The 14,365-nt window shown below is 71.1% G+C and carries 13 protein-coding genes and 1 tRNA gene; 5 read left to right on the forward strand and 9 right to left on the reverse strand.

Going from position 1 to position 14,365, the window contains the following annotated elements:
- On the forward strand, nt 1-521 hold a 521-nt coding region (locus tag ACFE8Y_RS05800; protein ID WP_375463447.1), incomplete at its 5' end, for a PD-(D/E)XK nuclease family protein.
- Nucleotides 518-763 carry a hypothetical protein gene (locus ACFE8Y_RS05805; protein WP_375463448.1) on the forward strand — a complete coding sequence of 82 codons (246 nt, stop codon included), beginning with the start codon at nt 518-520 and terminating at the stop codon, nt 761-763. The genes ACFE8Y_RS05800 and ACFE8Y_RS05805, both read left to right, overlap by 4 nt.
- A gap of 108 nt (nt 764-871) precedes the next feature.
- Here ACFE8Y_RS05805 and ACFE8Y_RS05810 read toward each other — a convergent pair.
- Nucleotides 872-956 (reverse strand) — tRNA-Leu (locus ACFE8Y_RS05810).
- Between the two features lie 125 nt (nt 957-1,081).
- The gene (locus ACFE8Y_RS05815; RefSeq protein ID WP_375463449.1) at nt 1,082-1,384 is read right to left on the reverse strand and encodes a FliM/FliN family flagellar motor switch protein; all 303 of its coding nucleotides are present in this window, start codon (nt 1,382-1,384) and stop codon (nt 1,082-1,084) included.
- 83 nt (nt 1,385-1,467) lie between these two features.
- Here ACFE8Y_RS05815 and lipB point away from each other — a divergent pair, with 83 nt between their 5' ends.
- Nucleotides 1,468-2,196, forward strand: a complete 729-nt coding sequence (gene lipB, locus ACFE8Y_RS05820; protein WP_375463450.1) for a lipoyl(octanoyl) transferase LipB — start codon at nt 1,468-1,470, stop codon at nt 2,194-2,196.
- Nucleotides 2,197-2,402: 206 nt separating this feature from the next.
- Here lipB and ACFE8Y_RS05825 read toward each other — a convergent pair whose 3' ends face one another.
- The 4 genes from ACFE8Y_RS05825 to ACFE8Y_RS05840 all read right to left on the reverse strand — a co-directional run bounded on the left by ACFE8Y_RS05825 (nt 2,403) and on the right by ACFE8Y_RS05840 (nt 6,811).
- Nucleotides 2,403-3,002, reverse strand: a complete 600-nt coding sequence (locus tag ACFE8Y_RS05825) for a TetR/AcrR family transcriptional regulator (RefSeq protein ID WP_375463451.1) — start codon at nt 3,000-3,002, stop codon at nt 2,403-2,405.
- Nucleotides 3,003-3,013: 11 nt separating this feature from the next.
- Nucleotides 3,014-3,487, reverse strand: coding sequence for a DUF1348 family protein (locus tag ACFE8Y_RS05830; RefSeq protein ID WP_375463452.1), 474 nt, complete (start codon nt 3,485-3,487; stop codon nt 3,014-3,016).
- Between the two features lie 291 nt (nt 3,488-3,778).
- Entirely contained in the window at nt 3,779-5,851 is a 2,073-nt protein-coding gene (locus ACFE8Y_RS05835) for a carbohydrate porin (RefSeq protein ID WP_375463487.1), read from the reverse strand.
- Nucleotides 5,852-6,049: 198 nt separating this feature from the next.
- Nucleotides 6,050-6,811: a DUF3750 domain-containing protein gene (locus ACFE8Y_RS05840; protein ID WP_375463453.1), complete on the reverse strand. Its 762-nt coding sequence runs from the start codon at nt 6,809-6,811 to the stop codon at nt 6,050-6,052.
- A gap of 254 nt (nt 6,812-7,065) precedes the next feature.
- Here ACFE8Y_RS05840 and ACFE8Y_RS05845 point away from each other — a divergent pair, with 254 nt between their 5' ends.
- Nucleotides 7,066-7,677, forward strand: a complete 612-nt coding sequence (locus ACFE8Y_RS05845; protein ID WP_375463454.1) for a hypothetical protein — start codon at nt 7,066-7,068, stop codon at nt 7,675-7,677.
- A gap of 116 nt (nt 7,678-7,793) precedes the next feature.
- On the opposite strand, the gene ACFE8Y_RS05850 is transcribed toward ACFE8Y_RS05845, so the two are convergent.
- Nucleotides 7,794-8,027 (reverse strand): GcrA family cell cycle regulator, encoded by a 234-nt coding sequence (locus tag ACFE8Y_RS05850; protein WP_375463488.1) that lies wholly within the window; start codon nt 8,025-8,027, stop codon nt 7,794-7,796.
- A gap of 609 nt (nt 8,028-8,636) precedes the next feature.
- On the opposite strand from ACFE8Y_RS05850, the gene sseA reads away from it, so the two are divergent.
- Nucleotides 8,637-9,494 (forward strand): 3-mercaptopyruvate sulfurtransferase, encoded by an 858-nt coding sequence (gene sseA / locus ACFE8Y_RS05855; protein WP_375463455.1) that lies wholly within the window; start codon nt 8,637-8,639, stop codon nt 9,492-9,494.
- Nucleotides 9,495-9,568: 74 nt separating this feature from the next.
- Here sseA and ACFE8Y_RS05860 read toward each other — a convergent pair whose 3' ends face one another.
- Both ACFE8Y_RS05860 and ACFE8Y_RS05865 read right to left on the reverse strand, forming a co-directional pair.
- A complete protein-coding gene (locus ACFE8Y_RS05860) occupies nt 9,569-12,739 on the reverse strand; it encodes a multidrug efflux RND transporter permease subunit (RefSeq protein WP_375463456.1) in 3,171 nt (1,056 codons plus the stop codon).
- 55 nt (nt 12,740-12,794) lie between these two features.
- On the reverse strand, nt 12,795-14,111 hold the full coding sequence (locus tag ACFE8Y_RS05865; RefSeq protein ID WP_375463457.1) for an efflux RND transporter periplasmic adaptor subunit: 1,317 nt from the start codon (nt 14,109-14,111) through the stop codon (nt 12,795-12,797).
- Nucleotides 14,112-14,365 lie beyond the last annotated feature (254 nt).

Here is a 14,365-nt window from a genome sequence, read left to right on the forward strand (position 1 = left end):
CCGAGGCGCGGCGGCGCGGCAAGCTGATCCACGCCCTGCTGGAGCACCTGCCGCGGCTCGAGCCGGAGGCGCGCGCGCGGGCGGCGGCGGCCTTCGTACGGGCCCGGGCGCCGGCCTTCCCGGAGGCCAAGCGCCGGGCGATCGTGCAGGCGGCCCTCGACCTCCTCGCCGTGCCCGGCCTCGCGCCGCTGTTCGCCCGCGACGCCCGGGCGGAGGTCAGCCTGTCGGGGCGGGTCGCCGTCGGCGGGATCGAGCGCCCGGTCTTCGGCCGCGTCGACCGCTTGGCCGTCACCGCCGACACGGTCTGGCTCGCCGACTTCAAGACCGGCCGCCCGCCGGCCGAGGGCGCCCCCCCGCCGGGACCCGAGACCGCGCAGGTCGCCCTCTACGCGCGCCTGCTCGGGCGGATCTATCCCGGGCACCGCGTGCGGCCGATGCTGGTCTGGACCTCCGGCCCGGTGATCCGGACCCTGAGCGAGGCGGAGGTCGCCGACGCGCTCGCCGGCCTGGAGTTGTCGTGAGCGACGCGCCGGTCGGGCTTGCTCGACTGTGGGACACGAACCGGGAGATCCGGCCGATCCTGCTGCGATGCAAGCTCGCGGCGGACTATCCGCGCGCGGCCGACAACAAGCTCGCCGCCATGCAGCGGGTGCTGTCGTGGGCGCGCGACCGTGGGATCACCGGCCACAGATCGCCAGCGTTCACAAGATCCTGGAGGCCTATCTCGCTCGCACCCGCGACCTGGCGCGCAGCGGGATCGTGAAGCTCAATTCGCACCGGAGGAACATCGGCTGAGCAGGTTTTGTAAACCGTCGTCCGAGACACGATCTCTTCAGCCGAACAAAAGTCGAAATTTTCAATGAAATTAGACTGGTGCGGCCAAGAGGACTCGAACCTCCACCCCTTGCAGGACTAGCACCTCAAGCTAGCGCGTCTACCAATTCCGCCATGGCCGCATCGGCACCCGTCGGGTCCCGCTCGCTCGCCGCGATCCGGTGCCGCGTTGGCGGCCGGCGTCTCGGGACGGCGGCGCTGCGGATACCAGATCGATCCGGTTCCCACAAGCGCCGCATCGCGGACGTCAGGCGGGATCGAGACGCTCCAGGAACGGTACGGCGCCGTCGCCGATGGTGACGCCGGGGGCGCGGATCGCCTCCGCCTTGCGGATCAGTTCGGTCACCTCGATCGAGATGCGGTTGCCGGTCACGACGATCTGGCCGCGGGCGACCGGATGGTCGTTGGCGAGGATCTCGACCATGTCGGTCTCGGTCGCTTCGAGCTCGATCACCGCGCCGCGGCCCATCCGCAGCAGCATGTGCAGCGGCATGTGGCTGCGTCCGAGCACCACCGTGAGATCGACCTTGAGGTCCTCCAGAACCGCCACGCGCCGCAGACCTCCCCCCGACCATCACCTTGCCACCGGCGCGGGCCGGTGGGAGGAGAGCATCGGCACAGGATGGTGAAGCCTTGGTAAACGAGACGCCGCGCCTCGCAGCCTTGCCCGAGGCCTTCCTGCCGCGGGCCGGCTCCCCGCTGGTGGCGTGGCGGATCAGCGACGAACCGGTGGCCTACGCGGCCGCGCTCGCCTGGATGGAGGCGCGGGCGGAGCGGATCGGGCGGGGGCAGGCGCCCGAGTGCGTCTGGCTGCTGGAGCACCCGGCCCTCTACAGCGCCGGCACCTCGGCGCGGGACGCCGACCTCGTCGCGCCGGCACGGTTTCCGGTCTACCGGACGGGGCGGGGCGGCCAGTACACCTATCACGGGCCCGGGCAACGGGTCGCCTACGTGATGCTGGACCTCAACCGCCGCCGCGCGGATCTGCGCGCCTACGTGGCCGCGCTGGAAGCCTGGATCATCGCGACGCTCGCGGCCTTCAACGTCGTGGCCGAGCGCCGCGAGGACCGCGTCGGCGTCTGGGTGCGCCGGCCGGAGAAGGGTCTGGTGAACGGGCGGGCTGCGGAGGACAAGATCGCCGCGATCGGCATCCGCGTTCGGCGCTGGGTGAGCTTCCACGGGATCAGCCTCAACGTCGATCCCGACCTGTCGCACTTCTCCGGCATCGTGCCCTGCGGCATTCGCGGACACGGGGTGACGAGCCTAGCCGACCTCGGCCGGCTGGTGAGCCCGGAGGAGGTCGACATGCAGCTTCGCGCCGCCTTCACGCCGATCTTCGGGACGGCAACGGACGAACCCTGACCGGTCCGGCGCATGCCGGCGCAGATCCGGGAACCGGTCAGCCGGATGTCGTCGATGTCAACCTGGAACTGATCCAGCACCCGGGCCATCTCCGGAAGGCCGGCATCCGATTGCCGTCCGGGCGGCGACCATCATCGGCCCGGCAAGTCCCGTCACGCCGGATGTCGGGGCGGGGTCGAAGGCCCGGATGCGGGAGCGGCGCTGACTCACGACGAACCGGGCTCGGCGGCCCTGGAAGGAGCCCGCGATCCGGCGGGGAGGCGCGCTTCCAGGCGGCCGAGCGTCCGCCCGAACACGCCGGGATCCCGCAGGGCGCGCGCCGCGACGAGACCGCCCTGGATGGCGGTGACGACCTCCTCCGCGAGGTCCCCCGCCAGCCCCGCCTCGGTCCCGGCCCGGCGCAGGGCCTCGGCGAGCGCGTCGCGCCACGCCGCGAAGTAGGCGTTGATCCGCTCGGCGAACCGGTCCTGCGCGTCGCCCAGCGCCAGCACGCCCACGAGGCACAGGCGGCGGCCGGAGCGGAAGTAGGCGTCGGTGGTGCGGAACATCGCGCCGATGGCCGCCGACGGGTCGGCGTCCTCTCGGAGCGGCCGGAACATGTTGGCCTCGAACCAAGCGTCGATCTCGTCGAGGACGCTGGCGGCCATCTCCGCCTTACCGCCGGGGAAGAAGTGGTAGAGGCTGCCCTTGCCCAGACCCGTCCGCCCGGCGATCACCGCGAGGCTGGCGCCCGCGAACCCGTGCTCCCGGAACACCTCCGCGAGGAGCGGGAGCACGTCCGAGCGTTCGCTGACGGTCTTCGGCATCGTCCTCCCGCTTACAGGTCGAGGTCGGACAGGCTCGGGTGGTCGGCCGGGCGCGGTCCGGAGCGGTCCCAGTGGAACTTGCGCTCGCTCTCCGATATCGGCAGGTCGTTGATGCTGGCGTGGCGGACGCGCATCAGGCCGTGCGCGTCGAACTCCCAGTTCTCGTTGCCGTAGGCGCGGTACCAAGCCCCGGCCTCGTCGTGGAACTCGTAGGCGAAGCGGACGGCGATGCGGTCGTCGGTGAAGGCCCAGAGTTCCTTGATCAGGCGGTACTCCTGCTCCTGCTGCCACTTGCGCGTGAGGAACGCGACGATCGCGGGGCGGCCCTGGAAGATGTCCGACCGGTTCCGCCAGCGGCTGTCGGCGGTGTAGGCGAGCGACACCTTCTCCGGGTTGCCGCCGTTCCAGCCATCCTCGGCGGCGCGGACCTTCTGGATGGCGCCCTCGCGGGTGAAGGGGGGAAGCGGCGGGCGGGCCTCGACCATGGGAGCCTCCTGATCTCTGCGTCTTTCTGTACCAAGCGGTACAGATAATACCGATCGGTACAGCGGGACGCTCGGCGCGTCAAACGCTGGGTGTCGTCCTGACGCCGTCCGGAGGTGCGATGCGGAAAGCCTGCGTCGCGCGAGCGCGTGCGATCCGTAGAGCGGCCCACTGCCGCGAGGCTCGACGCCACGCGGCGGCTCTTGGAGCCGCCACGAGCGCGCGTGCGAGCGGTACACCTGAGGAGCACGCGGCCTCGCGAGATGATCGGGCACGGGCGAATCGCAGGTGCCCTAGAAATCCGCGTGCAGCCGGGTGCCGAAGACGTTCACCGGCCCTCGGTCGCGGTTGTAGGCGGGGTTCTGCACGAACTGGTAGTCGAAGGACAGGGTCACGGACTTCGTGAGGCCCAACGCGTAGTAGGCCTCCAGGGCGCGCTCGGGCGCGTAGGTCAGGCGGCCGTCGCCGATCAGCAGGCCGAGGCCGCCGGCGGCGAAGAAGGCGCGGTGGGCGGGCGTCAGGCCGTTCGCGGTCGCGCCGAGGCCCACGGTGTCGCCCGGCCGGTCCCACGCGGTTCCTTTCAGCGAGATGCCGCCGGAGACGCTGCGGTCCACGTCCGTGAAGGACAGGCTCTCGCTGCGCCCGTCCGACAGGCTGGCGCGGGCGAACACGCCGAGGTCGGCGGTCACCGCCTGCTCGAGGTTGACGTAGCCGCCGGTCTTGCGGCGCGGCCGGCGGGTGGCGGAGACCGCGTCGTTCACGTCTCCGAAGAGGCCGGCATCGGTCAGGGCGACCACTTGCCGATAAGCGGCGGTGTTGCCCTCGTTCGAGAAGAACCCGAGGCGCACCCGGCCCGGCTGCTCCAGCCCCGGCAGCACGTGGCGCTCCTCGAACTCGACGTTGAGGCCGGCGCGCTCGAACACCCGCGGGTCGAGCACGTCGCTCGACGGCTCCTTCGGCACCTGGGTGTAGGCGGCGCGCACCGCGAACTCGGCGCGGTTGTACTCGACGTAGAGCCCTTGCGTGAAGCCGGGGAGGTTGGCCGGGAAGTCCCAGGCGGAGGCGGCCCAGAGCGACCAGTTCATGAAGTCGACGCGGGGGTCGTGGGCGTAGACGTTGCCGTCGAAGAAGTCGCCCAGCGCGAACTTGCCGGCGACCACCGTGATCCGCTCGACGTCGCGCCGCGTCGCGACCTGGTTGGGCCCGTCGGGCACCGCCTCGCTCTCGCCGCCGAGGCCGAAGGTCTGGCGGACGAAGTAGCGGTTCGAGCGCAGCTTCGGGAAGGGGGCGCCGGCCTTCTGCGCCTCGCCGTTGACGAAGCCGGCCACCCCCAGCGTCCGCGACAGGCCGAAGCCCTGGCTGAACTCGGGGTTGTAGTAGAGTTCGGTGCCCTCCAGCAGCTTGAAGCCGAGGAAGGCGGTGGCCGTCGTGGTGGCCTGGGCCTGATGCGGCACGAGGCTGTTGGGACCGAGGTAGGGCGAGCGGAAGCCCGGGACGCCCTGGTTCACGAAGGTGGTCTGGCCGTGGAGCGAGAACCGGCCGGTGTCGCCGCTGTCGGGATCGTGCAGGGCGGTCTCGTCGGGCTCCGGCGGGAGACGAAGCCCGCCGGGATACCAGGAGAGGCGCGCCAGCATCTGGTTCGCGGTCTGGTGCGCCCGCGTTGCGACCGGACCGCCGCCCGGCACCGCGCCGAGGTCGCGCCGCCCGCTGCCGCCGAGGTCGGCGTAGCGGTAGTCGAGCCCCAGCGCCACGTGCTCCGAGATCGCGTACTGCACCCCGGCGCCGAGCGTGAAGCCGAGATAGCCCGACTCGGCCCTCGCCGCCGCGGCGGGTCCCCCGCCGAGGTCGGGATAGGTGGCCCGGAACCGCGTCTCGGCGCCGGCGAGGCCGAAGGTGGCGTAGACCAGCGAACGTTCGAACGCGTAGCCGAAGCGCGCCCGCAGCGTGCCGTACAGGTCGGTCTTGGCCCGCACGACGTCGAAGGCCGGGTCGACCGCCTCGTAGCCGAAGCCGGTGGCGGTGGAAGCGACGGGCCGCTTCAGGTTGGCGCCGACGATGTCGGCCTCGACGCCGTAGACCCACGGTCCGGCCTGCCAGTTCCACCCACCGAAGACGCCGCCGACGGCGGTGGTCGCCTCGCGGCTCCGGTCGGACCGGCCGGTGGCGTCGCCCGTCCTGAAGGCCGGCACGGTGCGTCCGCCGATCGTCGTCGGCCCGAAGCCGAACGCGCCGAACGAGGCGCCGGCGCTGCCCTCGATCCCGACGTAGCCGCCCGACCAGTCGACGAAGGCGGGCCCGGCCGGACGCGGAGCAGCGAGGTCGGCAGCCTGCGCCGTAGGCGCGAAGCAGAGGCCGTGCAGCAGCAGGGCCCCGCCGGCCGCGAGGCTTCGCGCTGCGGAGAGATACGCCTCGTTCCGATATCGCACCACCTGCCTCCGCATCCCGTTCGAACCGCGATATAGCAAATGCTATAACTACGGCAATCACGGGATGTGGACCCACCGCATCAGGGGGCGGACCGTGGCAAAAATGCCTCGCCGCGGCGGGCGGTCCGGGGTTCGGCCCTACGAGAACAGCCCGATCCGCCCCCAGCCCGGCAGCTTCACCGCCGGGCGGCGCAGGTCGAGGCCGGCGACCGCGCCGAGGAGGTTGATCTCGATGCCCTCGACCCAGCCGAGCGTCAGTCCGGCATAACCGGCAAGGCTCAGCCGCAGCCCCGTGCGGCTCGGGGTGATCTCGGCGAAGGTGCCGAGGGGCGTCCAGTCCTTGCCGAGCGCGGTCGGCGGCAGGCTGGCGCCGCTGTCGGGGATGTGGGCCAGCACGTGGGCGGCGAAGGTGTTCGAGTTCGGCCCCGGCCACGCTTGGTACGAACCCGCCGCGCGGTGGGGATAGCTCTCCACCGCCGCGCGGACCGCGGGGATCGCGGCCTCGGCAGCGGGCCCGTCCAGGGCCAGAACGGGTTCCGGCGCGTTGCCGAACCAGCGCCCGTCCGCGGCCCAGCCGTCAGTGCGCACCGGCCGGCCCCAGCCGACCACGTCGTAGCGGGTGTAGCGCGGGGCGCCGGCCGCCTTGACCACGATCCAGCTATGATGGGCGAAGATGCCGCGCCAGCGTCCGACCCGGGCCGCGTAGACCCGGACCATCGCCTCGGGTGCCGCCCGGGGAGCCGGAAGCAGCCCGGCGCTCGACCAGTCGGCCGCAGCCCAGTCGCCCTCTCCGTTCCCGCGCATCGTCCACCACAGGGCGTGGCTCGCGAGCGGCAGCAGGAACAGCACGAGGATGCCGAGCAGGAGGATTCGGAGGATTGCAGGGAGGGCGGCCGACATCGTTCGGGCATGTCGGCGAGACCTGCGTGCGATGCAAGCGCGGACGCCGTCGCACGCGGCCGCGAGCCGCTCGCTCAAGCGTCCGATGAGCCCGCCCGTGGGCGCCGCGTGATCGCCGTGGACGAAACGCCAAGGTTTCGTTAGGCTTTTCCGCCGACATCATCCGCGCCTCTCGCGCGAGACGTGCGGCCGCTCGGGAGCGCATGATGCCGATAGGAATCCGCGGAAGCCTGGGAGCCGCCGTTATCCTGGCCTTGAGCCTGAGTCCGGCAAGCGCGCAGACGACGCCCGCCGGCAGCACCTGGAGCGATCCACCGGCGCGCAATGCCGCCACCCCGCCAGAAAGGCGTCCCGCCTCACCGCCCGCCGCCGACGCGCCGGCCGCAGGCTCCGTCACGAGCAACGCTGCCGTCACGAAACCGCTGGCAACCGAGGCAAAGCGCGATGCGCCGGCCGAGCTTGGTCGCCGAGCCGGAAGGACTCAGGGTGCAAAGCCCTCGCGCATGGCCGCGGCAGCCCGATCGCGCATGGTGGCCGAGTCTGCCCCGCGCGCGCGCGCCATCCGGCCGCACGTTGCCGCCACGCGCGAGAGGACGCGCCGGATTGCCCGCTCCGCCGCTCCGGGCTTCATCGACGGGCGCGACGATCCCCGTTCCGGCGTCGCGCCGATGCGGATCGGCCGCGCCGTGCGTCCGACCTACGAGGAACGGATCGGTGGTTTCTATGATGGCGACGAGGGCGCACGCCGGATCGCAGCGGCCCAGGCGGCGGGCTACCTCGTCATCCGCTCCCGCTCGGTCCAGTTCCCCGACGGCCGCGTCCTCAGAACCTACCGGCCCTACGAGGGCGACGACGCGTTCGATTGAGCGTCGTTGCGCGTGCCTAGAGCATCTTCAAGCGCAGCGGATGCCGGCTCGCGCGAAGGCAATGCGACCACGCAAGGAGAGAGCATTTTCCGTGATCGGGGATCATGGAAAATGCTCTAGCGGATGCGGCCGGGCCGCGTCGGCTCGAACACGATCCGGCGGTGGAACGCGCACCAGCTCTTGCCGTCGGATACCGGCGCGCCGCAGCACACGGCCCGATCGTTCGGTTCGCCGATGATGAACTTGCAGACGAAGGCGCCCGATTGCGCGAACGGCACGCGCAGCTCCGCCGAAGGCTCCTTGACGGTCTCGGCCTCTGCGACCTGGGACATGCGGACGAGTTGGTTCATCGCACTGAATGCTCGCGTGATCTTGTGCTGGCGCCGAAGGCAGCCCGGCAGGCGTTGAAGGTCTGAGCTGGCCGCACCCGCCACGACCGGTTCCGTTCCGACGATCATGCAACGCGTCGCGGAGACCGGCCCGCACGGGTCCGGCATGGACCGGAACGGCAGCGTCATCGTCTTGGTATAGCTGGCATTGTTCGCAGCGGAAACAAGTCCGGCCGCGTCGGCTGCAACGGCGCACAGCCTTCAGGGTCCGGCACGTACGCACCGTGCACCGTGCCGCACACGCCGGTCTCCCGCTCCGCGCCGGCCGGTGTCCGCGCCGGCTTGAGCGCGGCTCCGTGCTCCGTAGCGATGCGCCGATCGGTCACGGGCACGTGCCCTTCGGCATCCGGATGGCGATCAGGCTCGTGGCTCCGATCCCGGCGCCTCGCGGAGCAGCCCCGGGCGCGTCGGGTGTTCCCGCCATGAACGGGCAACGCCACGCGCACCATCGCTCCGGAACGGCGGCAGGCTTTCGGCTGCATCCGGCGTTGCGCGCAGCCGGGAACGTGCATCCGTTCCCGCCCTGTGGTTGACTGGACCGAACCGCAGCTTCCAACGGATCTCGAAAAGATGGCGCATCCGCCCCTCGTCTCGGCCGAATGGCTGCACCGGCGCTTGGCGGCGCCCGACATCGTGGTGCTCGACGGCTCGTGGTACCTGCCGACCGCCGGGCGCGATCCGGAGGCCGAGTACCGCGACGCGCACATCCCCGGCGCGATCCGCTTCGACATCGACGCGATGAGCGATGCGGCCAGCCTGCCGCACATGATGCCGCGCCCGGAGGTGTTCGCCTCGCGGATGCGGGCTTTGGGCGTCGGCGACGGCATGCAGATCGTCGTCTACGACGGGCACGGCCTGTTCTCGGCGCCCCGGGTGTGGTGGATGCTGCGCACGTTCGGGGTCGGCGACGCCTGCGTCCTCGACGGCGGGCTGCCGGCCTGGATCGCCGCCGGCCACCCCACCGAGGAGGGCAAGCCTCGCTTGCGCGACCGGCGCCACTTCTCCGCACGCCTCGACCACGGAGCGGTGGCGGACGCCGACGACGTGGCCCGCGCCCTGGAAACCGGGACGGCGCAGGTGGTCGATGCCCGATCCGGCCCGCGCTTCCGCGGCGAGGAGCTTGAGCCGCGCCCGGGCGTGCGCCCCGGCCACATGCCGGGCGCCCTGAACCTGCCCTACGCCGCCCTGCTCAGCGACGGCCACCTCAAGCCGCCGGACGCCCTGCGGACGGTCTTCGCCGAGAACGGCGTCGATCCCGACCGACCGATCGTCACGACCTGCGGCTCCGGCGTCACCGCGGCGATCGTCGCGCTCGCGCTGGAGACGCTGGGCCGCCCCGCCCGCGCGCTCTACGACGGCTCGTGGTCCGAGTGGGGGGCGGATGTCGCCCGACCCGTGGCGACGGGGCCGGTGCGCGCCGCGCGCTGAGCTTCGGCGCGCTCTCGGGCAGGTCGCCGGTCGCGCACGGACGCGGAGCCGGCCCGCTGCCGCTCCGCCGAGTCCTACTCCGCCGGAACCCAGTGGTCGTGCCGCGGGCGGTCCTCGCCTGTTCCCACCTCCGTCCGCTCGCCGGCCGCGACGTCCCGGCGGCGGAACAGGCGCATCACGACGACGAAGAACGCCGGCACGAAGAACACGGCCAGCACGGTGGCCGAGATCATGCCGCCCATCACGCCGGTGCCGATCGCCTGCTGGCTCTTCGAGGCGGCACCGGTGGCGATGGCGAGCGGCACCACGCCGAAGATGAAGGCGAGCGAGGTCATCACGATCGGGCGGAAGCGCAGCGTCGCGGCCTTGATCGCGGCCGTCACGATCGAGGTCCCGGGCTTCCACAGGTCCTTGGCGACCTCGACGATGAGGATCGCGTTCTTGGCCGAGAGGCCGATGATCGTGATCAGCCCGATCTTGAAGTAGACGTCGTTGGGCAGGCCCCTGAGATAGACCGCCGCCACCGAGCCGACGACGCCGAGCGGGATCACCAGCAGCACCGAGACCGGGATCGCCCAGCTCTCGTAGAGGGCGGCGAGGCACAGGAACACGATCAGCACCGAGAGCGCGAGCAGCAGCGAGGCTTGGCCGCCCGCCTGCTTCTCCTGCAGAGACTGGCCGGTCCAGGTGTAGCCGAAGCCCTTGGGCAGTTGCAGCATCAGCCGCTCCATCTCGGCGATCGCGTCGCCCGAGCTGTAGCCGGAGTTCGGCTCGCCGGTGATGCGGACCGCTTGGTAGCCGTTGAAGCCGACGATCTGCTGCGGGCCCAGGCCCCATTTCAGGCCGGAGAACGCGGACATCGGCACCATCGTGCCGGACGCGTTCCGCACCCCATAGTTCAGGATGTCGACGGCCTGCATGCGCTGGAGAGCCTCCGATTGCACGATCACGCGCTGCATCTTGCCCCGGTTCGGGAAGTCGTTGGTGTAGAGCGAGCCGAGGTTGACCTGGATCGTGGCGTTGATGTCCTCGAACTTGACGCCGAGCGCAGCCGCCTTCTCGCGGTCGATCATCAGTTCGGCCTCCGGCGCCGGGGGCAGGCCCTCGATCTTCACTTTCTGGAGCACCGGACTCGCCGTCGCGAGCTTCAGGAGCTGCTCCTGCGCGGCGAGCAGGGCGGCGTAGCCCTTCTGCGCCCGGTCCTGGAGGCGGAAGGAGAAGCCTGCCGCGTTGCCGAGGTTGTCCACCGGCGGCGGCTCCTGCGCATCGACGATCGCGTCGCGGTAGCCGGAAAGCGCCGCGTTGGTGCCGGCAACGAGGGCGGCGGCGGAATTGCCGACGTTGCGCTCGCCCCACGGCTTCAGGGTGACGAAGGCTTGGCTGGTGTTCGAGCCCTGGCCGGAGAAGGAGAAGCCGTTCAGCATCGTCACGGTGGCGACGCCCGGTTGCGCGAGCAGGTGGTCCTCGACCTTGCGCACGGCGGCCTGCGTGCGGTTGAACGAGGCGCCCGGCGGCGTCTGGACGTCGACGGTGAAGAAGCCCTGGTCCTCCAGCGGCAGGAAGCCCTCGGGCAGGCGCGCGAAGGCGAAGGCGACGCCTATTGCCAGAGCGAGGTAGACCAGCATCACCCGGCCGGACTTGGCGATGAACCACGCGGTGCCGCGGCCGTAGCGCTTGGTCTCGCGCTCGACCAGGCGGTTGAACCAACCGAACACGCCGCCCTTGGCGTGCGCATGGCCCTTCTCGACGGGCTTCAGCAGCGTGGCGCAGAGCGCCGGCGTCAGCGACAGGGCCAGCAGCGCCGAGAAGGCGATCGAGGTCACCATCGCGATCGAGAACTGGCGATAGATGATGCCGACCGAGCCGGGAAAGAACGCCATCGGGATGAACACCGCGACCAGCACCAGCGTGATGCCGATGATCGCGCCGGTGATCTGGTCCATGGCCTTGCGGGTGGCCTCCTTCGGGGAGAGCCCCTCCTCGTTCATGATGCGCTCGACGTTCTCGACCACGACGATGGCGTCGTCGACGAGGATGCCGATGGCGAGCACCATGCCGAACATCGTCAGCACGTTGATCGAGAAGCCGGACAGCAGCATCACCGTGCAGGTGCCCATCAGGGCGATCGGCACGACGATGGTCGGGATCAGGGTGTAGCGGATGTTCTGCAGGAACAGGAACATCACCACGAACACCAGCGCGACGGCCTCGAGGAGGGTGTACAGCACCTTCTCGATCGAGGCCTTCACCGCGGGCGTGATGTCGTAGGGGATGTCCCACTTCACGTTGCCGGGGAAGAACTGCGACAGCTCCTCCATCTTGGTCCGGATCGCGACGGCGGTCTGGAGGGCGTTGCCGTCGGGGGCGAGCGTCACCGAGATGCCGGCGGCCGGGCCGCCGTTCAGGCGCGTCGAGAACTGGTAGGCGTCGCCGCCGAGCTCGATCCGGGAAACGTCGCGCAGGCGCACGTTCGACCCGTCGGAGTTGGCGCGCAGCACGATCGCGCCGAACTCCTCGATGGTCCTGAGCTGGCCCCTGACGATGATCGGCGCGGTGATCGCCTGTGTGAACGGGCTCGGCTGGGCGCCGACCGCGCCGGAGGCCACCTGGACGTTCTGGTTGCGGATCGCCTCCGTCACGCCCTCGGCGTTGAGCGAGAGGCCGCGCAGCTTGTCCGGGTCGACCCAGATCCGGAGCGAGCGCTCGGTCGAGTACAGGGTCGCGCGGCCGACGCCGGGAATGCGGCGGATCTCGTTGATGACGTTTCGGATCAGGAAGTCGCCGAGCCCGATCTCGTCTATCGTGCCGTCGGTGGAGACCAGGGTGATGATGTTGAGCGTGGCGGCCGAGGCCTCCTCGACGAGGATGCCCTGCTGGCGCACCTCCGCCGGCAGCCGGGCCTCGACGCGCTTGAGGCGGTTCTGCACCTCGACGGAGGCCAGCGCCGGGTCCGTGCCCGGCTGGAAGGTGGCGGTGATGTTGACGGCGCCGAACGCGTCGCTGGTCGATTCGAAGCTCAGGATGTTGGCGGCGCCGTTGAGCTCGTCCTCGATGAGACGCGTGGTGCCGGTGTAGAGGCTCTCGACCGACGCGCCGGGATAGGCCGTCGATACGGCGATCGACGGGGGCGCGATCACCGGGTACTGCGCCACCGGCAGCAGCGGCAGGCTGAGCGCGCCGCCGAGGATGATGAACAGCGCGACGACCCAGGCGAAGACCGGCCGGTCGATGAAGAAGCGTGCCATGGATGGCTCCAGGTCGGTCCGTCGGGCCAGGTCGATCCGTCGGGAGAGTTGCGGGTCAGCGCGGCTTGCCGGCCCCAGCCTCGGCAGCCTTCGCATCCGACGTCTCGGCATCCGAGGTTCTGGTCCCGGCCCGCGGGGTCCCGTCGGTCTCGGGCCTGGGCCCGGCCTCTCCCGGGTGCGGCGCGCGATCGATCGGACGGACCTGCTGGCCCGCGACGATCTTCTGGAAGCCCTCGGTCACCACCCGCTCCCCGGCCTTCAGCCCGTCGCGGATCAGCCAGTTGGTGCCGACCACCGGGCCGACCTCCACGGTCTGGCGCACGACCTTGTCGCCGTCCTTGACGACCCAGACCTCGGCCTTGCCGTCGTCGGTGCGCTGGATCGCCTGCTGGGGCACGGCGATGGCGTCGGAATCGATGCCCTGCTTGATCCGCGCCCGCACGTACATTCCGGGAAACAGCTCGTCGTGCGGGTTGGGGATCTGCACGCGCAGGGTCACCTGCCCGGTGCTCGGGTCGGCGGTGACGTCCGAGAACAGGAGCTGGCCGGCGAGCGGATAGAGCGCCCCATCGTCCATGATCAGGTGGACGTTGGCGGAGTCGCGCTCCAGGCGCGAGAGCTCACCGCTGGCGAGATCCCGCCGCAGCTTGTTCAGTTCGCCCACCGACTGGGTGATGTCGACGTAGATCGGATCGAGCTGCTGGATCGTGGCGAGGACGCCGGTGATGCCGGACTCGATGAGCGTCCCTTCGGTCAGCAGCGCCCGGCCGATGCGGCCGGAGATCGGCGCGCGCACGTCGGTCCAGCTCAGGTTCAGCCGGGCGCGGTCGCGGGTCGCCCTGGCGCCTGCGACCTCGGCCTCCGACTGCTTCTTGCCGGCGAATGCGGTGTCGTACTGCGCCTGACTCGCGGACTGGCGGGTGAGGAGCGTCTCCATCCGCTCGGCCTGCTGGTTGGCGAGCACCAGGGCCGCCTCCTGGCGGGCGAGCGCCGCTTCGGCGCTCATCAGATCGACCTGGTAGGGGGCGGGATCGATCTTGTAGAGGACATCGCCCTCATGCACTTGGCTGCCCTGCTCGAACAGCCGCTTGACCACGAGGCCGGACACGCGGGAGCGCACCTCGGCGATCCGCATCGGCGCCACCCGGCCGGGAAGGTCGCGCACGTAGGGGATCGCCTGCGGCGCGACGGTGACGATGCCCACCTCCGGCGGCGCGGGGGCGGGGGCCGCCGCCTGCTTCTGGTTGCAGGCGGACAGGGCCGTCAGGACCGCGCCGAGGGCGAGGCTGGCGGGCCGCGTCCGGCGGGAAGCGGGAGGGGAGATCAAGGTCACGTCGCTCCTGCGAAACGCATCTCGGGGCGGACCGGGCACCGGAAGTTCGGCGCCCGGTGTCTGTTCGGACGTACGCCCGCCGAGCCTGACTGGTCGCGGCTCGCACGCGAACCGCGACGGCGCGACTGTACGGTTCGGGACCGGTCTTCTCAAGCGGACCGCGGGGGTTTGGCCGACGCTGCTCCGGCCCGGTGCGGCGTCGCTGCGGAGGGCGACGAGCGGCGGGTCGGAGGAGCAGGGTCGCAGATCACGCGGCGATCCCGCACCGGACGCGTGGTCCTCGCGACCACGAG

This window comes from uncultured Methylobacterium sp. (genome assembly GCF_964242245.1).
Taxonomy (GTDB): Bacteria; Pseudomonadota; Alphaproteobacteria; order Rhizobiales; family Beijerinckiaceae; genus Methylobacterium.

Excerpts from the sequence above, each read along its gene's own strand:
- ACFE8Y_RS05825 (WP_375463451.1), bottom strand. The coding sequence starts at position 3,002 with ATGCCGAAGACCGTCAGCGAACGCTCGGACGTGCTCCCGCTCCTCGCG.
- ACFE8Y_RS05830 (WP_375463452.1), bottom strand. The coding sequence starts at position 3,487 with ATGGTCGAGGCCCGCCCGCCGCTTCCCCCCTTCACCCGCGAGGGCGCC.
- ACFE8Y_RS05840 (WP_375463453.1), bottom strand. The coding sequence starts at position 6,811 with ATGTCGGCCGCCCTCCCTGCAATCCTCCGAATCCTCCTGCTCGGCATC.
- ACFE8Y_RS05850 (WP_375463488.1), bottom strand. The coding sequence starts at position 8,027 with ATGAACCAACTCGTCCGCATGTCCCAGGTCGCAGAGGCCGAGACCGTC.
- sseA (WP_375463455.1), top strand. The coding sequence starts at position 8,637 with ATGGCGCATCCGCCCCTCGTCTCGGCCGAATGGCTGCACCGGCGCTTG.
- ACFE8Y_RS05860 (WP_375463456.1), bottom strand. The coding sequence starts at position 12,739 with ATGGCACGCTTCTTCATCGACCGGCCGGTCTTCGCCTGGGTCGTCGCG.